The 23,142-nt window shown below is 60.9% G+C and carries 20 protein-coding genes; 2 read left to right on the top strand and 18 right to left on the bottom strand.

The features are described 5' to 3' along the window. Nucleotides 1-238: 238 nt before the first annotated feature. Entirely contained in the window at nt 239-991 is a 753-nt protein-coding gene (gene map / locus ROSERS_RS19575) for a type I methionyl aminopeptidase (RefSeq protein WP_011958491.1), read from the top strand. 4 nt (nt 992-995) lie between these two features. Here map and ftsZ read toward each other — a convergent pair whose 3' ends face one another. The 18 genes from ftsZ to mraZ form a co-directional block, all read right to left on the bottom strand. Then, on the bottom strand, nt 996-2,171 hold the full coding sequence (gene ftsZ / locus ROSERS_RS19570) for a cell division protein FtsZ (protein WP_011958490.1): 1,176 nt from the start codon (nt 2,169-2,171) through the stop codon (nt 996-998). A gap of 26 nt (nt 2,172-2,197) precedes the next feature. Further along, a complete protein-coding gene (gene ftsA / locus ROSERS_RS19565; RefSeq protein WP_011958489.1) occupies nt 2,198-3,445 on the bottom strand; it encodes a cell division protein FtsA in 1,248 nt (415 codons plus the stop codon). A 2-nt stretch (nt 3,446-3,447) separates the two neighbouring features. Next, entirely contained in the window at nt 3,448-4,281 is an 834-nt protein-coding gene (locus ROSERS_RS19560; protein ID WP_011958488.1) for a cell division protein FtsQ/DivIB, read from the bottom strand. Further along, entirely contained in the window at nt 4,278-5,390 is a 1,113-nt protein-coding gene (locus ROSERS_RS19555; protein WP_011958487.1) for a D-alanine--D-alanine ligase family protein, read from the bottom strand. Before ROSERS_RS19555 ends, ROSERS_RS19560 begins: the two co-directional genes overlap by 4 nt. A 31-nt stretch (nt 5,391-5,421) precedes the next feature. After that, the gene (gene murB / locus ROSERS_RS19550) at nt 5,422-6,309 is read right to left on the bottom strand and encodes a UDP-N-acetylmuramate dehydrogenase (protein WP_011958486.1); all 888 of its coding nucleotides are present in this window, start codon (nt 6,307-6,309) and stop codon (nt 5,422-5,424) included. 4 nt (nt 6,310-6,313) lie between these two features. Beyond that, nucleotides 6,314-7,591 (bottom strand): tetratricopeptide repeat protein, encoded by a 1,278-nt coding sequence (locus ROSERS_RS19545; protein ID WP_011958485.1) that lies wholly within the window; start codon nt 7,589-7,591, stop codon nt 6,314-6,316. A gap of 7 nt (nt 7,592-7,598) precedes the next feature. After that, nucleotides 7,599-9,005, bottom strand: a complete 1,407-nt coding sequence (gene murC, locus ROSERS_RS19540) for a UDP-N-acetylmuramate--L-alanine ligase (RefSeq protein WP_011958484.1) — start codon at nt 9,003-9,005, stop codon at nt 7,599-7,601. 18 nt (nt 9,006-9,023) lie between these two features. After that, nucleotides 9,024-9,686 carry a hypothetical protein gene (locus ROSERS_RS19535; protein ID WP_011958483.1) on the bottom strand — a complete coding sequence of 221 codons (663 nt, stop codon included), beginning with the start codon at nt 9,684-9,686 and terminating at the stop codon, nt 9,024-9,026. Next, nucleotides 9,683-10,966, bottom strand: a complete 1,284-nt coding sequence (locus ROSERS_RS19530; protein ID WP_083763381.1) for a glycosyltransferase — start codon at nt 10,964-10,966, stop codon at nt 9,683-9,685. The genes ROSERS_RS19535 and ROSERS_RS19530 overlap by 4 nt, the downstream gene beginning before the upstream one ends. Further along, entirely contained in the window at nt 10,854-12,125 is a 1,272-nt protein-coding gene (ftsW, locus tag ROSERS_RS25275; protein WP_011958481.1) for a putative lipid II flippase FtsW, read from the bottom strand. The genes ROSERS_RS19530 and ftsW overlap by 113 nt, the downstream gene beginning before the upstream one ends. Before the next feature lie 83 nt (nt 12,126-12,208). Next, a complete protein-coding gene (locus ROSERS_RS19520) occupies nt 12,209-13,060 on the bottom strand; it encodes a rhomboid family intramembrane serine protease (RefSeq protein WP_011958480.1) in 852 nt (283 codons plus the stop codon). After that, nucleotides 13,057-14,457: a UDP-N-acetylmuramoyl-L-alanine--D-glutamate ligase gene (murD, locus tag ROSERS_RS19515; protein WP_011958479.1), complete on the bottom strand. Its 1,401-nt coding sequence runs from the start codon at nt 14,455-14,457 to the stop codon at nt 13,057-13,059. The genes ROSERS_RS19520 and murD overlap by 4 nt, the downstream gene beginning before the upstream one ends. A gap of 6 nt (nt 14,458-14,463) precedes the next feature. After that, nucleotides 14,464-15,519, bottom strand: coding sequence for a phospho-N-acetylmuramoyl-pentapeptide-transferase (gene mraY / locus ROSERS_RS19510; RefSeq protein WP_232282859.1), 1,056 nt, complete (start codon nt 15,517-15,519; stop codon nt 14,464-14,466). Between the two features lie 101 nt (nt 15,520-15,620). Continuing rightward, entirely contained in the window at nt 15,621-17,078 is a 1,458-nt protein-coding gene (locus tag ROSERS_RS19505; protein WP_041335844.1) for a UDP-N-acetylmuramoyl-tripeptide--D-alanyl-D-alanine ligase, read from the bottom strand. 94 nt (nt 17,079-17,172) lie between these two features. Beyond that, nucleotides 17,173-19,029, bottom strand: coding sequence for a peptidoglycan D,D-transpeptidase FtsI family protein (locus ROSERS_RS19500; RefSeq protein ID WP_011958476.1), 1,857 nt, complete (start codon nt 19,027-19,029; stop codon nt 17,173-17,175). A gap of 12 nt (nt 19,030-19,041) precedes the next feature. Next, nucleotides 19,042-19,440: a hypothetical protein gene (locus ROSERS_RS19495; protein ID WP_198136326.1), complete on the bottom strand. Its 399-nt coding sequence runs from the start codon at nt 19,438-19,440 to the stop codon at nt 19,042-19,044. Nucleotides 19,441-19,491: 51 nt separating this feature from the next. Then, complete coding sequence (gene rsmH, locus ROSERS_RS19490) at nt 19,492-20,379, bottom strand: 16S rRNA (cytosine(1402)-N(4))-methyltransferase RsmH (protein ID WP_041335841.1); 888 nt, start codon at nt 20,377-20,379, stop codon at nt 19,492-19,494. Between the two features lie 129 nt (nt 20,380-20,508). Next, on the bottom strand, nt 20,509-20,940 hold the full coding sequence (gene mraZ, locus ROSERS_RS19485) for a division/cell wall cluster transcriptional repressor MraZ (RefSeq protein ID WP_011958473.1): 432 nt from the start codon (nt 20,938-20,940) through the stop codon (nt 20,509-20,511). Between the two features lie 518 nt (nt 20,941-21,458). Between mraZ and ROSERS_RS24395 the strand changes: the two genes are divergently transcribed. Then, the gene (locus tag ROSERS_RS24395; protein WP_011958472.1) at nt 21,459-23,123 is read left to right on the top strand and encodes a S1 family peptidase; all 1,665 of its coding nucleotides are present in this window, start codon (nt 21,459-21,461) and stop codon (nt 23,121-23,123) included. The last annotated feature ends 19 nt before the right edge of the window (nt 23,124-23,142 follow it).

Here is a 23,142-nt window from a genome sequence, read left to right as displayed (position 1 = left end):
CGTATAAACGCATCCTTCGGATGCACACCGGTGCGAAGAGGCGCGAAGCACCCAGAGAATACAGCCCCGCGTTGCACGTTCGCGCCTCTGTGCCGGGATCAACAACGGTGTGCAGGCATTGTGCTATAATGTACAATCAATTGATCCATATTGCCGATAGCAATCGGCGACGCCGGACGGAAGCGCTATTTTGTGTCTCACAGCAAGCGCCAATCCAGGCAACAGGAACATCCAGCATATGTCGGTCATACTACGTTCACGGCAGCAGATCGCGCTGATGCGCGCTGCAGGACGGTTGGTGGCAGCGACGTTCGACGCATTGCGTGAGCACGTGCGCCCCGGTGTAACGACCAGAGAACTCGACCGGATAGCAGAACAGTTTGTGCGGAAACACGGCGCGATCCCGGCGTACAAAGGGTATCGCGGCTTTCCTGCCACAATCTGCGTTGCCGTGAACAATGTCATCTGTCACGGCATTCCGGGAAACCAGCGACTGAAGGAAGGGGACATCGTCGGTATCGATATTGGGGTGCGGCTCAATGGCTGGTACGGCGATGCGTGCATCACTCTGCCGGTCGGAACGATCTCCCCTGAAGCGCAGCGGTTGCTTGAGGTCGCCGAAGAAGCGATGTGGCGCGGTATTCGCGCAGCGCGCGGCGGCGCGCACCTGGGGGATATTGGCGCGGCAATCCAGACCTATGCCGAAGCCAACGGCTTTTCGGTGGTGCGTGAATGGACCGGGCACGGCGTCGGGCAACTGTTGCACGAGGAACCGACCGTGCTGCACTATGGCAAACCCGGCTCAGGAATGCGGTTGCGCCCCGGTATGACGTTCACCATCGAGCCGATGATCAACGCTGGCGGTCCGGAAGCAGTGCTGGATAAGACCGATGGATGGACGGTACGCACTGCCGATGGCTCGCTCTCGGCGCAATTCGAGCATACGATTGCGATCACCGAGGGCGAGCCGGAAATTCTGACGCTGCCATAGGCGCTTACCCGTTCTTGCGGCGGTTGCGCAGGAATGGCGGGATGTCCAGGTCGTCGGGGTTGATGCTGGCGCTCTGCGGACGTGCCGGTTGTTGCGGTTGCGGACGCGCCGCTGCGGGCGGTTGTGATTCCGCATACGCCATGTCGCGTTTCGGTTGGGTGGGTTGCTGCTGCGCACCAGACATGTAGATGCGCTTGCGCGCCTCTGCCGGACGGTTGGCGTCGAAACCGGTTGCGATCAGCGTGATCTTCACCTGTCCAGGCGGGAAGGTCGGATCGATCACCGCGCCGAAGATGATGTTCGCTTCCGGGTCAACCGCCTTCGCCACAATGTCCGCCGCTTCGTACACCTCCAGGATGCCCAGGTCTTCGCCGCCGGTGACGTTGAACAGCACGCCCTTCGCCCCGTCGATCGAGACTTCGAGCAGGGGTGAGGCAATCGCTTCGTTGACCGCATCAACCATGCGATTATCGCCGCTGCCGATGCCAAGCGCCATCAGCGCTGACCCCTGACGCGCCATGATGGTTTTCACGTCGGCAAAATCAACGTTGATCAACCCGCGCTGCGTAATCAGGTCCGAAATGCCCTGAATGCCCTGGCGCAGCACGTTGTCTGCCATCTGGAATGCCTGAAGCATTGACGTGTTCTTGCTCGCCGTTTGCAACAGGCGGTCGTTGGGAATGACGATCAGCGTATCGACCATTGGGCGCAGTTGCTCGATCCCCTGTTCGGCAGTCTTGCGGCGGTGGTTGCCCTCGAAACTGAACGGCTTCGTCACCACGCCAACCGTGAGCATCCCCAGGTCCTGCGCGATGCTGGCGATCACCGGCGAGGCGCCGGTGCCCGTACCGCCGCCCATGCCAGCCGTGATGAAGACCATATCGGCGCCCTTGAGCGCCTCGTAGATCTCCTCGGTCGTCTCTTCGGCGGCTTTCTGCCCGATGACCGGGTTGCCACCTGAACCAAGCCCCTTGGTGAGTTTGTCGCCAATGCGAATGCGGGTCGGCGCGCGCGAATGCAGCAATGCCTGCGCATCAGTGTTGATCGTGATAAACTCAACACCGGTCACGCCTTCGTCTACCATGCGATCAACGGCATTCGAACCGCCGCCGCCGACACCAACCACTTTGATGACCGCGAAGTTCTCTGCGGCCTGGCTCAGACTCGCATAATCGATCATTGAATCCTCTCCTTGCATATGGTGATTTATGGCAGAAACTCTTTCAGCCATCGTTTGAATCGTTCGTAGGTCGAGACCCATCCGCCATGCTCAGGCGGTGCGCCGCCGGAATGCAACCCGCTCGCACCGTGGCGCATGCCCCAGCGCAACAATCCGATAGCCGTCGCATACGCCGGGCTGTTGAGCGTATCCGCCAGACCGGTCAGATCGGCGGGTGTGCCGATCCGCACCGGAATGCCGAGCATATCGCGCATCAGTTCGTCGAGGCGCGGCAACTGTGCCGTTCCGCCGGTCAGGACGATGCCCGCCGGCAGGAGACCTTCGTAGCCGCTGCGTCGGATTTCGTTGTAGATCAGTTCGGTCAATTCTTCGGCACGCGCCTGAAGAACCTGGTTCAGCATGCGACGACTGATCTGCTGTCGTTCACCAGGCGCGAAACCTTCCACGTCGATCACGTCATCCGACTCCTCCTCCGTTTCTCCGGCGATCGCGGCGCCGTACTTCAGTTTCAGGTATTCGGCAGTGTTGTGCGGCGTCTGTTGAACGATGACGATATCGTTGGTGAAATGGTTGCCGCCAACAGGAATCACGCTGGTATGCCAGATGCCGCCCTGGGCAAAGACGGCGATATCGGTTGTGCCGCCGCCAATGTCCACCAGTACCACACCGCGGTCTTTGTCATCGGCGCTCAAGACGGCTTCGCCAGCCGCCAGCGGCTGCAGCACCAGATCGTCGATCTCAACGCCGGTCTTCTGCACACTCTTGATCAGGTTCTGGATCGCCATCACTTCGCCGGTGATGATGTGCGTTTCCACCTCGAGGCGAAAGCCAGACATGCCGATCGGATCGCGGATGCCCTCGTTGCCATCGACCACATAGGCGCGCGGAATCACATGAATGACCTCGCGCTGGGTAGGGATCGCCACCGCCTGCGCCGCTTCGACTGCCCGCGCAACATCGTGACGGGTAATTTCATGATCGCTGCGCGCTACTGCAACGACGCCGCGACTGTTGAGCGACTGGATGTGCCGACCAGCAATGCCCACGAATGCAGCATTGATTCGATAGCCGGAGAGTCGTTCGGCTTTCTCGACGCTGGTTGCAATTGCATTGACCGCGTCGTCGATATTGACGACAACTCCTTTATCCAGTCCTTTCGACGGCGTCAGACCGACTCCGAGCACATTGATGCGCCCATTGTCGTAGACCTGCCCCACGATGGTGCAGACCTTGGTCGTGCCGACGTCGATTCCGACGATTGTGCGGTGTGCCATAATCAGCCTCGTTGTGCCTGCGGTTGTGGCGGCGCATCGTTACGATAGTACGGCGTCGCCGGACGCAAATCGAGCCAGGTGTACTCCGTAGGTTCTTGAAGCGTCAGGAAGCGCAGAATCTGTATTTTTTCCTCCAGATGGTCTTTGCGTCCAAAGATAATCGTTCGACCATCGATGGTTGTGATCGTCACGCCGTGTTCCACATCCCAACTGATGCCGGATGGCGTCACGCCAGCTTCCTCTGGCAGGCGCAGCGCCAGGGCGCGAACCAGGTACAGGATGTCGGGATCAATCCGGTCGTTTGGACTGATCGTCCGTCCGCTGCGGTCTTCAATGACCAGCGTTTCGGTCAGGAATGTGGATGCATCAGGTCCCAGCACGCGCCCTTCGGCATCGACGAGATAGCGTGTCTCGCCAACCTGCCAGCGTACATCGGGCTGCCGCTCGTCCAGGTCGATGACCAGCATGTCGGGAAGGATCAGCGTCGCCTGGACGCGCTCGACATAGGCGTTCCGGGCAATACGCGCCTCAACATCATCGGTTTGCACCAGCCAGATCGATGCGCCGGTCACGCCTGCCAGTTCCTCGACATCGGCGGCATCGAGCACCCGGATTCCATTGATCTGCACCGTGCGCACAACGAACTGCGGTGAGACGGCGATGGCAACCAATCCGCCGAGCGATGCCAGAAACAGCACCAGGCTGGCAATCCGACCACTCGCCAGCCAGTCGCCGAACGCGCGGCGCGGTCCTGGCAGTGCGCTGCGCCGGCGATTGCGGCGTGCAGCAATGCGGGCGCGCGTGTTCGGTTGGTTGTACTGAATGTCGTTTCTCATGCCCGCCCTTTCGCGTGTCGTTCGAGCGCCAGATCGATCAGGCGATCCAGGAGATGTGTGTAAGGGAGACCACTCGCATCCCACATCATGGCATACATGCTGACCGGTGTAAAACCGGGCATGGTGTTGATTTCGTTCAGGTACAGATCGCCGGTTTCACGATTGAGCAGAAAATCCACCCGCGCCAGACCCGCGCCGTCGATTGCTTTGAATGCCTGAACGGCAAGCGTGCGCACCTGCGCTGCCAGTTCGAGTGTGATCGGCGCTGGAATGAGAATCTGCGACGATCCGCTCAGATATTTTGCTGCGTAGTCGTACCACTCGCCGGACGGAATGACTTCTCCGGGAACGCTGGCTTCCGGTTCGTCGTTGCCCAGGACACTGACTTCGATCTCGCGCGCGGGGATGCCCTGTTCGACGATAATCCGCCGGTCGTAGGAAGCGGCTTCGGCGATGCCCTGTTCCAGCGTCGCGCGATCGGTCACTTTGCTGACCCCGACGCTTGATCCCAGGTTGGCTGGCTTGACGAACATAGGATAATGCAACCGACTCTCAATCCAGTCGAGCACCCGTTGCGGTTCGTGTTCCCATTCGCGGCGCCGGACGAGCAACCAGGGCAATACCGGCAACCCGGCGCCGGAGAAGGCAACCTTCGTCATCGCCTTGTCCATGCCGACTGCCGATGCCAGGACGCCGCAGCCGACATACGGGACGCCTATCAATTCCAGCAAACCCTGCACCGTTCCATCTTCACCCATCGGACCGTGCAGAACCGGGAAGATCACATCGAGTGTTTTGAGCGGTGAATATTCACCGGCAACGATCAGCGTTCCCGGATCGGTCGTCTCCTGATCGCCGACCCCGGCTGACGCCGTTGTCGTTGCGCTGATCGAACCGCCCGGCAACTTCGACGGATCCGCCTGTACCAGCAGGCGCGCATGCGCATCGGCGGCGATGATCCAGCGCCCCTGTTTGGTGATGCCAATCGGTATGATGTCGTATTTCTCGGGATCGAGACCGTCCATGATCGCGCGCGCCGAGACCAGCGAGACCTCGTGTTCGCCAGACTGACCGCCGAACAGCACGCCAACTCGCACTTTGTGCGTCATCTCTGGTCTTCTCCGTATCAGCACATCGGTTTCATCCAACGATCTGAATTTCCAGTTCGAGTTCAATGCCGCTGATCGCCAGCACCCGTTCGCGCGCCAGGTCGATCAACCGCAGCACATCATCACTCGACGCTCCGCCCAGGTTGATGATATAGTTCGCATGACGCAACGCGATTTCTGCGTTGCCGATGCGCGTTCCTTTCAACCCCGCAGCTTCGATCAGGCGCCCCGCACTGTCACCCGGAGGATTTTTGAACACACTGCCGCAACTCGCGCCCCAGGGCGTCTTGCTGCGCCGCTCGTTCGATGTGCGCTCCATGCGTTGCGCCAGCGCCGTCAGATCATCACGGTGGAGGCGAAATGCCGCCGCCAGCACGATCGGTTGATCCTGCCACCGGATGCCAGCGGCGCGCATTTGCTTAAGGACGCTCGTCCGATAGCCGAAGGCGAAGCGATCAACCGACCACTCCTGGGTTTCGCCACGTACCAGCACCCAGGCGCGGTCGAGGGAGGTCGCAATATCGCTGCCGTAACATCCGGCATTGCCATAGAGCGCACCGCCGATGGTTCCCGGCAACCCTTCCGCCCATTCAAGCCCGGACCACCCCTGACGCGCCAGCCGGCGCGCTGTGCCAGCCATAGGCGCACCGGCTTCGACAATAACGCTCGCTGTGTCGCCATTGGCTTCCAGGCGCACCTCATGCCCGCGAACGCGAATGACCAGCCCATCAAACCCACTATCGCGAACCAGGATATTCGAGCCGCCGCCAAGGATGAAAACAGGCAGGTTGCGCTGTTCCGCCCAGGCGAGGGCGGAAGCCAGATCAGCAGCGCCTGTCGCCTGCACAAAGTATCGCGCTGGTCCGCCAATCCGCCAGGATGTATACGGTGCAAGCGGTTCGTTTTCGAGATAACGCATACGTTTATGCCGTCGTCTGTAGTGAACGAATGCGCATGCGCAGCGCTGCCGCTTCATCAACGTGGCGCAGAGTCTCGCGGATGTGGAGCGCCTCGTTCCAGCGTGCCAGCGCCTGCGTGCGATCTTCCTGAGCGGCATGCAGGTCGCCGAGACGTTCAAGCGCGCGCGTAATGCCAATCCAGTCGCGGTCACGACGCGCCAGGACAAGCGCACGTTCGTAATGTGCAATTGCAATTTGCGGTTGACGCAGTGCGCGTGCGGCATCGCCAAGATGGATGAGCGCAATGCACTGACCGCGCGGATTCTGCGTCAGTTCCTGCAATTCACAGGCGCGCTTGTACGACTCCATCGCCTGTTCGTGACGCCCAAGCCGGCTCAGCACCGCGCCAATAACGGTATACGAGCGCGCCTGACCGACAATATCGTTGATCCGCCGACGTAGTTCGAGACTCTCTTCCGCCGACGCCAGCGCATCGGCAGCTCTGTTTTGATCGAGTAACGTCAGGGCGAGTTTATCCTTCAGTATCGCCTGCCCGATCAGGCTGCCGCGCCCCTGCTCCAGCGCCAGAGCGCGGGTGTAGAACGTGAACGCCTCACGACTCGATCCCAACACCCGATAGACATCACCAATACTGGTGAGCACCCGCGCCAGTTTGAGTTTGTCGTCGCCGGTTTCGTGCTCCTCGCGCGCCAGTTGCAGTTCCTGCAACGCTTCCAGATGCCGCCCCTGCAACTGACGCACCTTCGCCAGATGCAAGCGGGCTTCGGCTTCCAGATCGCTCAGATCGTCGCGGGCAGCGCGATCACGTGCAAGGTTCAGCGCCGCCTCTGCCTGCGTCAGTTGCCCCAATTCCCGATGCATGCGACCGATCCCCAGCAGCGCGCGCGCTTCCGCCTCGGCATTCTTGAGACGTTGCGCCGCCCGCAGCATGCGACGGGCGTATTCGAGACCTTCGCGATACTGACCGCCAAATTCGAGCACCGCAAGCGCCAGGGCGCAGGCGCGCAGTTCGTAGGAGCGCTGCTCCGCAACATCGAGACGCTCGATCAACGCCAGTACCCGCTCGGTCCAGCGGCGCGCACCGCTGAAATCGAGACGCGCAATACGCGTCTCGGCAACCGCCATTGCCGTTTCGACGGCGGCAGCATAGACACCCGCCTGTTCCCAGTGCCAGGTTTGTATCTCGCGCCAGCCTTCGGGTGCGCGTTCGTCGTCGCCATAGCGTGCAGCCAGTTCTTCGGCAACACGACGGTGAAATGCACTTGTGCTTTCGTCTGTCACGCCATGCTCAATTCTGCTGTCGAAGAGTGTCGATGATCAATTCTCCCACGCGATACCCATCGCCGGCGCCCAGGGTCAGCAGCACGTCTCCGGGACGCAAGAGCCCGCCAATGGTTGCCGCTGCCTCGACGACATTCCCCACTGCCTGAACATCGTTGTGCCTGATGCATCCGGCAAGCGCATGGGCAACAGTGCGCGGATCTCCGGTCTCGCGCGCCGGGTACACATCGCCGATCCGCACGACATCTGCGTGATCGAATGCATCTGCCCAGGCATCACGTAACGCCTGTGTGCGCGAGAAGGTATGCGGTTGCAGATAGACGACGAGCCGGCGTTGTGGAAAACGCGCTCGCGCCGCTGCCAGGGTTGCACGCGCTTCTGTCGGATGATGCGCGTAGTCGTCGATGATCGTGATACCGTTCGCCTCGCCTTTGATGTCGAAACGCCGACGTGCTCCACGATAGGCGGCAAGCGCATCCGCAATTGCGTCACGCTCAACCCCCAGAAGGGTTGCGACTGCAATTGCTGCCAGTGCGTTGCGCACATTGTGATCACCGACCAGGCGCATGGTATATGTGCCGTCGAGCCGGGCGCCAAACGTGCGCCGGTCATACCGCCAGAGATCGAAATTGGTCATCGCTCCGTCGTAGCGCACATTCGCCGCCATCCAGTCCATTGGCGCCAGGCGACACGAAGCCGGGTTGCGGGCAATCGCTTCTTCAATGCCATACTGCTGCGCATCAGGGTGATTGGCGACACGCAACGCGCCCGGATCATCGCCACACACGATCAGGCGCTGCGGCTGCGCCACACGTCTGGTAAATAAACGAAATGCCGCTTCGTAATTGTCGGGTGATGGATAGATATCGACGTGATCCCATTCGACATTGGTCATCACCGCCACATCTGGCGTCAGCGCCAGAAACGTTCGGTCGTACTCATCGGCTTCGACCACGAGCGGCGCTGCCGGATCGCCCCACCGCGCGTGTATGCCGAGATCGGGCGTCTCCCCGCCGATCAGAAAACCGGGATTGCCGCCCGCCTGCGTCAACATCAGCGCAATCAGCGCCGTTGTTGTGGTTTTCCCGTGCGTGCCGGCGACTGCCACCACGCGCCGCTGCTGCGACCACTCGCGCCACAGGTCGGCGCGTCGCAGCACCGGGATGCCGCGCGCACGCGCCGCTGACAGTTCGACGTGATCATCCCGCACGGCGGAGGTTGCCACGAGCGCATCGGCGCCTGCGATCCAGGCGGGGTCGTGCCCATCGTGGATCAGCGCGCCGCGTTGTTCGAGTGCTTCGGTGAGCGCGTTGCGCTGCACATCCGACCCGCTGACCGTGTGCCCCTGATCCAGAAGGATATGCGCGATTGCGCTCATTCCCGCGCCAGCAATGCCAATAATGTGATAATGCATGGTTTTCTGCTCAACCGGTTATTTTTTTGGTCCGCCGCCGCCGCCGCCGCCACCGCCGCCGCCGCCGCCATCAACCGCCCAGACACGGTTGAAGCGGATCACCGTCACAATCAGCAGCGTGATAACGAATGCGGTGATGGTCGAAGGAATGATGCCGGTCCAGGTTGGCAAACTATTCAATGCTGTTGCGACAGTTGGCGAAACTTCCACGGTTGGCGCAAACTCTCGCCAGAAGATCGATACGGCGCTGGTCAGCAGAACGGCGGTATACAGACCCGTCAACGCCCCCAGAATACGCAGCGGTCGTTTGCCGCCCCATCCGCCGAGCGGTTTGCCTTTCCATGGGAACGAATATCCGATACCGATGGCAACCAGCGCGATGAAAAGCAGTACCCGCAGCAGGAGTGGCGCTTCGAGATTTTCTGGGATGATCGGACCGAGCGGCGCAACATCGGCAGTACTGCCGCCGGTCAGAAAGGCAGCCAGGCGCGGCAGGTTGCTGTACGTTCGATTGATCAGGTCAACGATGAAATTGCCGCCCTGGACTGACACCACATAGGCAATTGTGGTCAGCAACCCCAGGCTGACAATGTACCGAAACCCCCAGATCCAACCGAGGATGCCAAGCGTCGCAAGGATCGAATAGGTAACGAACGGACCGCTCAGATCGATCGTTATCATGCCGTTTGTCTCCTGATCACCAGCGTCTCCAGCAGGAACGCGAGCTTCTGTGCTGCGTCCGGTTGCGCCAGCGCCCGCGCGCGTTCCGCCATTGCACGACGCTCTTCTGGACAGTTGAGGAGCCGGTAAATTGCGCGAAACAGCGATCCTTTTTCCGTCGTGTCCGCCAATGCTGCATCGCTTACCTTCACCGCCGCGCCGCGCTGCACCAGGTAATCGGCATTCTCGTCCTGGTGAACGTAAGGGTACGGCGCCAGCACTGCCGGTAAGCCGACCGCTGGCAATTCTCCAAGTATCGATGCGCCGCTGCGACAGACCGCGAGATCGGCGGCGACCAGCGCGGCGATCATCGTCGGTGTTGAAGGCAAACCCTCCTGCCCTGATATGTCGGGCGCGCTATGCAAATACTCAAAGAGATGATACCGCTTTTGCAGGTTCTCTGGCAATACCCTGATCGCCGCGCGCAGAAATGTCGCGTCGCCTTCACGACCGCACACATGAATGATTTCCATCAATGGTAACAGCGATGGTAGCAGGGCGGCAATAGCGCGATTGATGCTGCGCGCCCCGCGACTGCCGCCAGCGACGAGCAGTGTCGGCAGGTCGTCGCTCAACCCAAACACCGCGCGGCACGCGCGCCGGTCGGCGTGAAACAATTCCTGCCGCACCGGATAACCGGTCACGATCAGGCGGACTGTCCGGTTCTGCGTTTCCAGTTGGGGCACGGCACGCTCAAAATCCACCGGGGTCAACCCCAGATAGCGCCCGGAGTCCGCCACGCTACAGGCGACCAGGTTTGCCAGGCGCGCCAGCAAACGTACAGCCAGCCCAGGAACAACATCAGGCTGGTAGATCACCGTTGGCACGCACGCCAGCCGCGCTGCGAGAAAGACCGGTACGCACACATATCCACCCGTTCCCAGGATTGCCGCAGGGCGATCACGGGCAATCAGACGGTGCGCTGCTCCGGTTCCACGCGCCAGGGTTATCAGGTTGCGCACCATGGTCAACGGATTCCGCCCCCGCACCGCAGCCGCCGGCAGCGCGTGGAATGGCAGGGCGCTCTCACGCGCCACCAGCGCGGCTTCCATGCCGCCGACACTGCCGACATACAGCGCCGACCAGCGGGTGTGGCGCGACATCGCCCGGTTGCGTCCACCGTCTGTATCAGCGACGACGAATTGCGCCCCATGCGCGTTGAGTGCTGCGGCGACGGCTAACGCCGGATACACGTGCCCGCCCGTTCCGCCACCAACCAGCCAGGCGCGCAAAGGAGGCAGCCCGTCTGGATCGCGCGGTATCCGTGACTGTTTCATCGATCTCACCAGGAGATGGGTTGCCAGCATAACGCGAAATGTTCAGCAGTATGCCAACCGCCGTCATACATACGGTCAATGACGTTCCGCCGTAACTGATGAAGGGCAGGGTCAACCCCGTAAACGGAATAAGGGTCGTCACCACGGCAATGTTGATCAATGCCTGAAAGACCAGCCAGGCGGTGATGCCGGTTGCGAGCAGCGCCGCAAAGGGATCGGACGATCGTCCGGCAATGCGCATCCCGCGGTAGGCGATCACCAGAAAGCAGGTGACGACGAACAGGGTTCCGATCAGACCGAACTCTTCGCCGATAATGGCAAAGATGGCGTCGGTGTGCGCTTCGGGCAACCAGAAGAACTTCTGGCGCGCCTGTCCGATGCCGACGCCGAACAGTCCGCCGCTCGCCAGGGCGTAGAGTGCATGCACCGGTTGATACCCCGCGCCCTGGTAGTGCGCAAACGGATCGATCCAGGCGGCGATCCGCTCCTGCCGGTATGCCGCAATATTGATCAATCCCCAGAATGCGCCACCCGCGACGACTGCCGCTCCAATGACATGGAGCAGGTTTGCACCAGCGGCAAAGTACACAATCCCGGCAATGATCACCAGCACAATCGTCGTTCCGAGGTCGCGCCCCAGCATCACCAGCCCGCACACCACGCCGAGCATCAGCGCAAACGGAACCAGTCCGTAGGTGACGTTGGTCAGTTTCTCGCCACGGCGCGATAGCCAGTCGGCGAAGTAGATCACCAGCGCCAGTTTGGCGATCTCCGATGGTTGCATACTGAACGCACCAATGCGGATCCAGCTGCGTGCGCCGTTGGCTTCGGTCATCGATGCTGGCAGGATCAGCGTCAACAGGAGGAGGAAGAGCGCACCCGCCATCAGATGCACCGAGAAGCGCCGCCAGACGCGGTAATCGACGCATTGCGCCGCAAGTAAGCCAGCCGTGCCGATCAGCGCAGCGATCATCTGCCGCCAGGTGTAGTAGAGTTGATCGCCGGTATCAGCATACGCGCGCATAAACGATGCGCTGTAGACCATGACCAGTCCAAGCGGGATCAGTACCCCGACTGCCGTCAGCAGGGGGTAGTCCGGTTTGCGTTGAAGCATGACTGCCATATGCCACCAGGTATGAATGGGGAACGCCGTGTGACCGCGTTCCTGCGCTACTCCAGATTACAGGAAGACATGGAGGACTGCATCTACGGCGAGAGCGTTTGCAGCGGCGGCGTGATGATCAGCGCCAGCACGACCAGCACCGCCAGCACTGCCATTGTCAGGGGCCATCCAGCGCGCAGACCCAATCGCACGACTGTCGGCGGATAGGAACGCGGGTCGAGCGCAAAACGCGGCGCCAGCAACCATCCGATCACCGCACCGGTCAGCAACCCGCCGATATGTGCATTGTTGTCGATGTAGGGCGATGTAAATCCGAGCGCCAGATTGATCATCACCACGAATATCAGGCTGCCGAGTTGCTGGCGTGCGATGCCGCCCAGCACCGAACGCGCAACGACGTAAAAGGCGATCAACGCGCCAATCAGCCCGAAAATCGCCCCCGACGCGCCAACTGAGGGGTTGGGATTGAACGCATACGACATCACTCCGCCGCCCAGACCGGCAATCAGGTAGAGCGCCAGGAAGCGTTGCGAGCCGAAGATGCGTTCGGCTTCGAAGCCCAGCGAATAGAGCGCAAACGAGTTGAAGAACAGGTGCGCAATGCTGCCATGAAGAAACATTGCGGTCAGAAAACGGTAGTACTGCCCGCCGATAGAAATCGCGGCATTTTCTTTCGCGCCCCAGATCAGAGTCAGTTCGTACACACTCACGACGCCGGCAATACGGATGCCGATCACGTCCAGCAACCAGGGACCAACGAAGACAAGAATGTTGATCGTCAGCAGGATGCGCGCCGCCCAGGGCGTAAACAGCGGAACACGCACGCGCAGCGATGCTGCTTCAGCCTGTTCTGCGGGCGCCGGTTCTTCCGGAGGGCGCCCCGCTGCTTCGAGGTTGCGCAGGATACGCTGATAATCGTTATCGTTATCGCTCACGTGAAACTCTCGACGATGCGGCGAAATGCTTCACCGCGATGAAATTCGTTGCGGAACATGCCAAAACTGGCGCATCCTGGCGAAAGCAGCACAATGTCGCCGGGTGCAGCAATGTGACGGGCTGCGATAACCGCTCGCTCAAAGTCGTCGAATGGTCCGCACACGTCAACCGACGGATCAACCAGACGCAGAGCCCGTTGCAACTTCGGGGTGGCGGTTCCGTCCACCAGCACAACTGCTTTGACGCGCCCGGCAATCTCACGCGCAAGATCATCGAAGGGCAACTGTTTGTCAGCGCCGCCAGCGATCAACACGATTGGATCATCGAAGGTGCGCAGGGCGGCTATCGCTGCTTCGGGCGCTGTTGCTGCGGTGTCGTTGACATAACGCACACCATCAAGTTCACGCACCAGCTCTAACCGATGTTCGACGCCGGGAAACGTCTGCACGGCGCGTCGAATATGATCTGGCGCAACGCCAAAGGAACAGGCTGCCGCAGTTGCCGCAGCAATGTTCCCCAGATTGTGCGTGCCGCGGAGTTGCACGTCGTCGCGGGTGCAGATGACGTGCCTTCCGCCACGATGATCACGCCAGACCAACTCGTCTCCCTGCCAGAAGGCTGCCCGCCCTGCGTGTGCCAGCGCCGGATGGGCGGCGCTGGCGAACCACACAACATCGTCAGGGCGCTGTTCAACCACCGCCATCGCGCGGATGATCGGCGAGTCGGCATTCAGCGCCACCGCATCGCCGGGTCGTTGATGTCGCCAGATCTGCTCCTTTGCCAGAATGTACGCTTCCATCGTCCCGTGCCGGTCCAGGTGATCTGGCGCAATGGTGGTGATACAGGCAATCTTCGGGCTTAGCCCGGCTTCACCCAACCCTTCGAGCGCAAACGACGAGAGTTCCAGCACCACGGGGGTCGTGGCGGTGATCGTGGGCAGCTGTTCGAGCGCCGAAATGCGCAGATTGCCAGCGATCACGGTATCCGGAAACTGCTCGCGCAGCATAGCGCCGAGCAGGAGGGTTGTTGTCGTTTTGCCCTTGGTGCCGGTAACGCCGAGGATGGGTCCGGGGCAGAGCCGGAAGAAGATGGTCATCTCCATTTCGATAGTTGCGCCAGCCGCCCGCGCAATCTGGAGGTAGCGGGAGTTGGGCGGCACTGCCGGGTTGCGGACTACAATCTCCGCCCGGCGAAAATCATCGTCACGGTGTTCGCCCAACACGAAACGGATTGGCAGACCGGCGAGCGCATCGAGCGACGCGCGCAGGTCATCGGGTCCGCGCAGATCGGTGACCGTCACATCGGCGCCTTGCAAGGCGAGGAATCGTGCCACGCCTGTTCCGCCGCCGTGAACGCCAAGCCCCATAACCAGCGCGCGCTTGCCTGCCAGTTGCATACTGTTTTACCGCTCCACCGTCACCGCCGGACGTTCGACCGTCATCCGCGCCCGTTGCGCATCATTGATCGTCAGCGCCAGCGATATGCCGACCAGCGCCGCCACCATGCCTACCAGCACGAAGCGCTGCATCACCTGCGTTTCGCTCCAGCCGAGCAGTTCAAAGTGGTTGTGCAGCGGCGACATTTTGAACACCCGACGTCCAACGCCGGTGCGCCGTTTCGTCCATTTGAAATAGCCAACCTGGATGATGACCGAGAGCGCTTCGGCGACGAACACCAGACCGACGACCGGCAACAGCAGCCACTGCTGCGACTGAAGGGCAATCACGCCCAGCACCGCCCCCAGTGAGAGCGAACCCAGATCACCCATGAACACCTGCGCCGGATGCGCGTTGTACCACAGAAATGCCGCACACGCACCGACGAGCGTGAAGCAGAACGCCATCAGGTTGATGAACTCGCCGTTCAGGAAGGTGATCACCCCATAGGCAGCGAATGCCAGCGTCAGATTCCAGCCTGCCAGACTATCGAGACCATCGGTAAGGTTCACCGCATTGCTCGTACCGACAATGATCAGCATGGCAAACGGAATGAACCACAGACCGATGTCGAACTGCCCGACAAACGGAACGCGCACCTGCCCAAAGTTTGCCAGACCGAACGGCGGCGGCAGGTAGAGCGCCAGCGCAGCGCCAAAGGAGATCAGCAGCATCAACGCCATTTTGGTGTGCGGCGTAAACCCATAGGTCTTCGATCGACTCCCAACCAGCGACATATAATCATCAATTGCGCCGAGGATGGCAAACGCAACCAGGACTGCAAGCGGCAGCAGGATCGACCAGCGATCGATCAGGTTGAACGCCACGGTCAGAACGATGACCGGCAGCAGGATGATGATCCCGCCCATCGTTGGCGTACCGGTTTTGACCAGGTGACTCTGCGGTCCTTCGAGGCGAATCTGCTTACCAATCCGATGGCGGCGCAGGAAGCGGATCCAGTATCCGCCCGTTGCGAGGGTCAGGATAAAGGCGGCTGCCGCCAGCAGCAGCGCTCGTGCCATATCCTGCACCAGTAATGCCTGGAGCGTTTCGCGCACGTGTGTCTCCTCTACGTCATTGCTCTCCGGGATGATGGATATCGACCCAACAGAGCGATGGAGCGTCACGGACGACGCTGCTGCAATCGCGCCACAATACTCTCCATCAGCATACCGCGCGACCCCTTGATCAACACGATATCGCCGGGCGCCAGGCAGGACATCGCCAGGTCTGCCGCTTCATCGTTATCGTCCACGCTCCACACCTGGTCGGGCGCCATACCTGCCTGAAGCGCCTCATCGGCGATCCAGCGCGCCCGCCGTCCAACCGTGATCAGAAACCGGGCAACTTCGGCAACACGCGCTCCAACCCTGCGGTGTGCCTCTTCTTCGACGCTTCCCAATTCGAGCATATCGCCCAGAATGGCGATGCGCCGCCCTTCGAGTTCCGCCAGCAGGTTGAGCGCCGCCAGCATCGAGGCTGGCGATGCATTGTATGTATCGTCGATCAGCGTTGTCTGATTGACGCCGGGCACAGCCAGAAGCCTGAGTTGGGCGCTTTCGTCGCGCAGCCCGGCAATAATCGCTTCCCACTCCATGCCGAGCAGCAACCCGGCGGACGCCGCAGCGAGCGCCGTATGAACGCTGTGCCGTCCCAGCAACGGGAGCGTCAGATAGAAAGCGTCACCCTGATAATGCACCCGAAAACTGATCCCCTGCAACCCACGACTTTCGATCGAATCCGCCCAGAGATCCGCTGCCGGGTCGAGACCATAGAAGAATGGGCGGGCGCGCGTCACCTCCGCCATTGCGCGCACCCGCAGGTCATCGATGTTGAGGATTGCAAACCCATCGTCGGGCAGCGCCTGCGGCAACTCGCTTTTGGCGCGTTGGATCGCTTCGATGCTCCCCATCCGCTCAAGGTGCGAAGGTCCGACATTGGTCACGATTCCGAGGCGTGGCCGGGCAAGAGCCGCCAGATGCGCGATCTCACCCGGACCGTACATGCCCATTTCCAGCACTGCCACCTGATGGTCGGCGGTCAGTTTGAGCAGCACGATGGGCAATGACGCCTCGCTGTTGTAACTTCTTGGACTTTTTAAGGTGCGAAAGCTGCGCTGGAGCACGCTGGCAGTCACCTCTTTCGTCGAGGTTTTACCCACGCTTCCGGTGACGCCGATCACGACGGGGTGATACTTCCCCCGGTGATAGGCTGCCAGTCGGTTCAGCGCCGCCTGCGGATCATCGACAGCGATCAGCAGCACACTATCGGGTGTCGCCTGTTCGAGTCCTTCTCCGGTGACCGGATCGATCACCGCATAAGGACGTTCGAGCGACAGGTTCGACAGTTTGTCGCGGCGCACCAGGGCGCCGCGTGCACCACGCGCTGCCGCGTCCGCCAGAAACTCGTGGCCATCGACCCGCTCGCCGCGCAGGGCGACGAACAGGCACTCCGACGTCGCCTGCCGCGAATCGATCACCGCTTCGCTGAAGGCGACCTGCATCAGTGCGGGCGGCAGCGACGGCTTGCGCCGATCCGCTTCCGCCTGCACGCCACGCAGCACTTCGTCCAGTTGCAACACCGCCGTGCCCTTCATTGATCACAGGAACCAATCCGGCGGCATTGTAACATAACCTGATTCGACCGGAAACAACGGCGCAGCATGCTTCCTGCGCCTACCGGTTGAGACGCCCGCCCACCGTCTGCCCTGGATCGACCAGTCCCATATCGGGGGCGATCCGTGCATACTGGAGCAGTTGCGTCGCTATCGACTGGAAGAGCGGGATCGCGGTGCGCACCGCCCAGTAATCATCGCGCGGGCGGTCAACTTTCACCAGAATGGCGAAACGTGCATGCTCGGCTGGCGCAAGCCCGGCGACCGATCCAATCGTCGCATCGGCGACATACCCGCCGCGTCCGTCCGGGATCGACGATGTGCCGGTCTTGGCGCATACTTCATAGCCGGGCACGAGCCATGTATCACGGTAGTGACCGGTCATGCCCGCCCAGACAACCGGTGCATAATGGTTGGCGGATTTCACCAGCATGCGGCGCACCGTCCATGCCACTCCCGGCTCGATCGGTTGCCCGATCTGTTTGGGCTGGGTAATGACGCAATCATCGCCGCGACAGCGCCGTTCGACCACGTATGGGCGCATGAGTTTGCCATCGTTGCCGATCGCAGCCACCATGCGCACCAGTTGAAGCGGCGTCACGGCAATCCCCTGACCATATCCGTTGGTATCGAGCACCAGCGGACTCCAGCCCTGTCGCGCTGGCGTCTGCACCATGCCCGCCGCTTCACCGGCAATGTCGATACCGGTGGGACGTCCAAAACCGAACTCGTTCAGCATCGCGTAGAAGCGATCGGCGCCGATCAGTTCCGCGAGTTGCAGCGCACCGACATTGCTCGAGTAGTAGAGCACCTTTTCCGGGTTGACAGGACCGTTCCCCGCCCCGTTCCAGTTCGACAGCCGCCATCCATAGCGATAGACGCTACCGGGATCATCGACGACCGTATCAGCGGTAAACGCGCGCGTCTGCAACCCGGCGGCAACCGTAAAGATCTTGAAGGTCGAACCCGGCTCGTACTGCGTCCCGACAGCCGGGTTCAGGTTGTACATTTCCGGTGCGTACTCGACATAGCGGTTCGGATCGAATGTCGGATAACTGGCCATGCCAAGGATCGCGCCGGTGCGCGGGTCCATCACGATCACCACGCCGCCGTCGGCGTTGTGGTCATCGACCGCTTTTTTCAGTTCGGTCTCGATAATGTGCTGCACGGTGGGATCGATGGTCAACTGGAGATCGACGCCCGGTGTAGCCGGTTGAACTTCCTGCGGCGCGATCCAGATCGGGTTGCGCTGCGAGTCGACTTCCGCCGTAATGACGCCGGTGCTGCCGCGCAGCAGGGTATCGTAGTACCCTTCGATGCCGCTGATGCCGACATGCTCGAAATTGACTGCGCCGACCACGTGGGCGGCGAAGGTCTGTTGCGGGTAGACGCGGCGCGGTTCGTACTGGAGCAGCAGTCCAGGTTCGTCGAGCGCTATGATGCGTTCGGCGATCTCCGGTTCGAGCCAGCGTTTGATACGCACCTGATAGCGCGATGTGTTCTGCATCGCTGCCAGAATGTCGGGCGACGGAACGCCCAGCAGACCGGAAAGGGTCAGCGCCAGGCGCGGCGCCTGCTTCTGATCGATCAGCGACGGTACGACATACAGACTCTGGAGATCGACATCGAGCGCCAGGACGTTTCCTTTGCTGTCGCGAATAACGCCGCGCGGCGCAGGGATCGGCAGGCTTTGGTACACCTCGGCGCGCGCCATCTCTGCCAGCGTGCGTCCGCCAACCCGCACCTGCCCGGTCTGAATGCTGCCCAGATGCACCGCCACGCGCACAATGATCAGCACAGCGATCAGCAGGATCAGGTTCAGCCGCCAGCGACTGATCGTGATCGGACGGATCGGTGTGGCGCTGCGTCGCGCTGGCGTGCGATTGACAACCGTGCTGCGCGTGGTGCGGACAGCCATACGACGTTCCTTCTATGGGTTCAGCAGCACGCCATCATGCAACGGCGATTCACGGTCAGCGGTTGTGCCGATGGTGATATACCGCGCCTGTTCCGGTCGCATCGGGCGAAGGTTCATCCGGAGCGCACGGCGCTCGATGTCGGCGAGCGACTGAGCGCGCGCCAGACGCAAACGCAGATTACTCTGCTCGCGCAGCAACAGCGTTTGCTGACGCTGCAACTGAGCGACTGCGTGCCCCTGGGTCGCCAGATGCCCGGTTTGCGCAAGCGTCAACCCGCTCATCAACGCCAGCCACAGTGCGGCGGCGATCAACCGTCGCCCGCCGTCGAGCCGTAGATAGCGCGCGAGTTCAATGCGCCGCTCTTTCGCTTCGCGGATCGTTGGATAGAGCGGTTTGAGTGTGACAGCCATCGACATCCCCTCTTTCCCTCAATCGTGCACCGGAACAGCATGCATTCTGTGTTACGACACCCGTTCCGCTACTCGCAACCTGGCGCTGCGACTGCGCGGGTTGGCGCGTTGTTCTTCAATACTGGCTTCGACCGGCTTGCGTGTGATGATATGCAGACGCCCGGCTTGCGCTTCGGCGCGCAGCGTGTGCTTCACAATCCGATCCTCCAGCGAGTGAAATGCAATGATTGCCATTCTCCCGCCTGGCGCCAGCAGGTCGATAATCTGCGGCAATGCCGCTTCCAGGCTTGCCAGTTCGTTGTTGACCGCAATCCGCAACGCCTGAAATGTGCGCGTCGCCGGATGAATTCTGCCGCGCTGCCCGCCCAGCGCCCGAGTGACGATCGCCGCCAGTTCATCGGTGGTCGTCACCGGTTTGCGCTGCCGCGCTTCGACAATTGCGCGTGCGATGCGGCGCGAACCGCGTTCCTCGCCATAGCGAAAGATCAGGTCGGCAAGTTCCTGTTCCGGCAGGTTGTTGACCAGATGCGCTGCCGTCACCGGCGCGTCGGGATCAAGCCGCATGTCGAGCGGAGCGTGCGCCTGAAACGAAAATCCCCGCTCTGGCGTGTCGAGTTGATACGATGAGACCCCCAGATCGAGCACCACACCCTCCACCTGCACAAAACCGGATGTCGCTGCCAGTTGTCCGATCTCCCGAAAGCTGCCGCGCACAAGCGTCACCCGATCACCGTATGGCGCCAGTCGCGCCGCTGCCGCAGCCAGCGCCGCCGGGTCACAGTCAATCCCCAGCAGACGACCGTCGGGCGACGATGCCTCCAGGATCGCCGCAGCATGACCGCCGCCGCCGACCGTTCCATCGATATATCGACCGCCAGGGCGCGGCAACAGCCCGGCGACCACCTCTGCAAGCAATACTGGTGTGTGATGGTATTCCAAGAACCAGGAACCAGGAACCGAGAACTGAGAACTAAAACCAGGTTCAACGTTCAAAACTCAACCTTCAACCCTCAACCTTCAACGCTTCAACCTTCACCTTCTAACGTTCAACCTTCAACCTTCAACCCTTCAAAACCGCAACTCCGCCAGTTTCTGCGCGAACAGGCTCGCATTTGCATCCATAGCGCTCAACACATTCTGCCAGCGACGCGGCGCCCAGATCTCGAAGTGCCGGTTCAGACCGGCGATGATCGCCTGATCGCCGAGTTCGGCAAACTCACGCAGGTTCTGCGGAATAAGAATGCGTCCCTGCCGGTCGAGCGTCATGTCGGCGGCGCCCGAAAACAACATGCGCTGCAACTGGCGTGTCTCTTCGCTGCCAATCGGCAGACTGCTCACCTGGCGCGCCAGTTCTTCCCAGACGCTGCGCGGGAATCCCATCAAACATTTATCAAAACCGCGCGTGATTACCACCCCCTCGTTGAGTGCATCTCGAAACCGGGCCGGTATCGCCAGACGACCCTTGTCATCGATGGTATGTTCATATTCACCCAGAAACACAATTGTTCGCCTGAACTAACCGGTTGATGATGCGATTAGCCTGCCAATCGTGCTGCACGTCGTGAATTGCACTCAAGCACATTTCAAAATAGAACATTTGTTTTCAATCCACAACCCACGGAACATCACATTTCCCCACTTTGCCCCACATTTCCCCACCTGACGGTGATTATATACCACTTATTCCCACATATCAAGCAGAATATGCACGATCTGCAAAACTTCGTCGCCTACGATCGCATGTCGTTATCGGTGTTGTTCGCCAGAACGCGGCGGCGCCCTGACCACCTCGTGCTTTACCAATGCCGGGTCTGGACCTGCAGGTCGGCGCGCAATTCATCCAGGTCTGTCTGGCGATTGAAGCAGTGTCTGGACTGTTCCGGGTGTATCTCCGGCTTGACAGGCGCACCAGTTTGAGTTATTATCAAAAGCGATAACGATATTAATCCAGCAAACGTCGGAAAGGGAAAGATCGAAAACGCCCATACCGACACGCAACATCAGTCATCGAGGCATCTATGCACACACGTCTTCAACACATCATCCTCATCATTGGTCTGTTCTCGCTGTCTGGTTTTGTTTTGTCCGCCATAGGGGCGCGCGCTGCAGAACCGCCATCCACCATTCCGCCGAATGTCGTCGGCGGCACACCGGTTGCACCGGGGGATTACCCATGGCTCGTCGGGTTGCTCAATGCCAGCGTGCAGGATGAGGCTGCCGTCTTCTGCGGCGGTGCGCTGATCGACGACGGCGCTCCGACCGCCAGTTCCCAATGGGTGCTTACGGCAGCGCACTGTCTGGTTATTAACGGTGAGGTTGTGTCGCCGTCAGCGATCGAGGTGCTTGCCGGTCAGCCTGATTTGACGCAGGTTCAGCCGGAACAACGGCATCCGGTTGCAGACATTATTGTGCATCCGCTTTATATCTACGGATATGCGCCTGTCAACGATATTGCGTTGCTCCGCCTGGCTGCACCGGTGAACGTGGGGAACACCCTGCCTGTCGCCACTCCCGCTGATGCTGCATTCTTTGCACCCGGCGTCGATGCGCAGATCGCCGGGTGGGGCAATCTCCTGCCGCAGACCGGCGTTCAGCAACCGGACATTGCACACAAGGCGGTCGTCAAGATCGTGGATGACGCCACATGCAATGCGCGGTATGATCGCGCGCTGGGTAGTGAGCATCTCTGCGCGGGCAATATGCCGGATGGCGGCGTTGACACCTGTCAGGGCGACAGCGGCGGTCCGCTTATGGTAGTGAAAGGCAGCACCCTGATCCACGCCGGTATTGTCAGTTTTGGTCAGGGGTGCGCCTGGCCCCATTTCCCCGGCGTTTATGCGCGCACAGCAACCTATGCTGGCTGGATCAATGCGGTCATCAACGACCAACCGCACGTTGATGTCATACAGGAGGGTCCGTATCCTATCTGGCCCGGTGAGGATGTTCCCGACCCCACGTTGTTCCATATCTCGACTGCTGCGCCAGGCGAGCCGTTTACGTATACGCTACGGGTCGCCAACACCGGTATGCAGGTCCTCGATACGCTGACCATTACTGCCACATTGCCCGGCGGCGCCAGTCTGATCGCCATTAACGACGGTGGAATCGTCGCAGATCCTGTTATCACCTGGACTGCGACCGATCTGGCGCCCGGCGAGGTGATCGAGCGCTCGTATGTCGTCTCTGCCACCACAAGCGTCACGACCGGTCCGTATGGGGTGATGGCGATCAGCGGCTCAACAACGGTAACGTCGTCCGGGCGTTTGCCGATCACGACGCTGATCAATACACCGCGGCTGCACCTTCGCACATTTGCTGAATCAGAGGTGGAAGTCGGATCGGTCTTTGGACAACTCTTCCTGCTGGTCAATTTTGGGCAGGGTAATGGAGCGGGCGTGACAACGCCCATAGATGTGCGCGCAAAGATTCCCCCTGGCGCCGGCATTGTGGCTATCAATAGTGGATCGATCGTTGGCGACGAGGCGCGCTGGCAGATTTCAGGGTTAAGCGGGGGGGGTTCCGTGTTTCTGGGTATGGATGTGCGCGCCGGAGCTGTTGGCAGCGTCTTCCGCATCACCGATTACCGGGCGCAGATCGGCAGTGCGACACCCACTCTCGGCGCAACCGCAAGCCAGACAGTCGTCAACGAAGCACGCCGTTATCTCCCCCTGATAGCCCGCTGAACCTGGCGGTGACAGAGCG

Origin of the sequence: Roseiflexus sp. RS-1 (genome assembly GCF_000016665.1) — a bacterium.
In the GTDB taxonomy this organism is placed as follows: domain Bacteria; phylum Chloroflexota; class Chloroflexia; order Chloroflexales; family Roseiflexaceae; genus Roseiflexus.
This window is presented reverse-complemented; position numbering and strand designations above follow the sequence as displayed.

Bases quoted from the DNA above. Each gene is read 5' to 3' on its own strand.
- map (WP_011958491.1), top strand. From the start codon at position 239: ATGTCGGTCATACTACGTTCACGGCAGCAGATCGCGCTGATGCGCGCT.
- ftsZ (WP_011958490.1), bottom strand. From the start codon at position 2,171: ATGATCGATTATGCGAGTCTGAGCCAGGCCGCAGAGAACTTCGCGGTC.
- ftsA (WP_011958489.1), bottom strand. From the start codon at position 3,445: ATGGCACACCGCACAATCGTCGGAATCGACGTCGGCACGACCAAGGTC.
- ROSERS_RS19560 (WP_011958488.1), bottom strand. From the start codon at position 4,281: ATGAGAAACGACATTCAGTACAACCAACCGAACACGCGCGCCCGCATT.
- ROSERS_RS19555 (WP_011958487.1), bottom strand. From the start codon at position 5,390: ATGACGCACAAAGTGCGAGTTGGCGTGCTGTTCGGCGGTCAGTCTGGC.
- murB (WP_011958486.1), bottom strand. From the start codon at position 6,309: ATGCGTTATCTCGAAAACGAACCGCTTGCACCGTATACATCCTGGCGG.
- murC (WP_011958484.1), bottom strand. From the start codon at position 9,005: ATGCATTATCACATTATTGGCATTGCTGGCGCGGGAATGAGCGCAATC.
- ROSERS_RS19535 (WP_011958483.1), bottom strand. From the start codon at position 9,686: ATGATAACGATCGATCTGAGCGGTCCGTTCGTTACCTATTCGATCCTT.
- ftsW (WP_011958481.1), bottom strand. From the start codon at position 12,125: ATGGCAGTCATGCTTCAACGCAAACCGGACTACCCCCTGCTGACGGCA.
- murD (WP_011958479.1), bottom strand. From the start codon at position 14,457: ATGCAACTGGCAGGCAAGCGCGCGCTGGTTATGGGGCTTGGCGTTCAC.
- mraY (WP_232282859.1), bottom strand. From the start codon at position 15,519: ATGGCACGAGCGCTGCTGCTGGCGGCAGCCGCCTTTATCCTGACCCTC.
- ROSERS_RS19500 (WP_011958476.1), bottom strand. From the start codon at position 19,029: ATGGCTGTCCGCACCACGCGCAGCACGGTTGTCAATCGCACGCCAGCG.
- ROSERS_RS19495 (WP_198136326.1), bottom strand. From the start codon at position 19,440: ATGGCTGTCACACTCAAACCGCTCTATCCAACGATCCGCGAAGCGAAA.
- ROSERS_RS24395 (WP_011958472.1), top strand. From the start codon at position 21,459: ATGCACACACGTCTTCAACACATCATCCTCATCATTGGTCTGTTCTCG.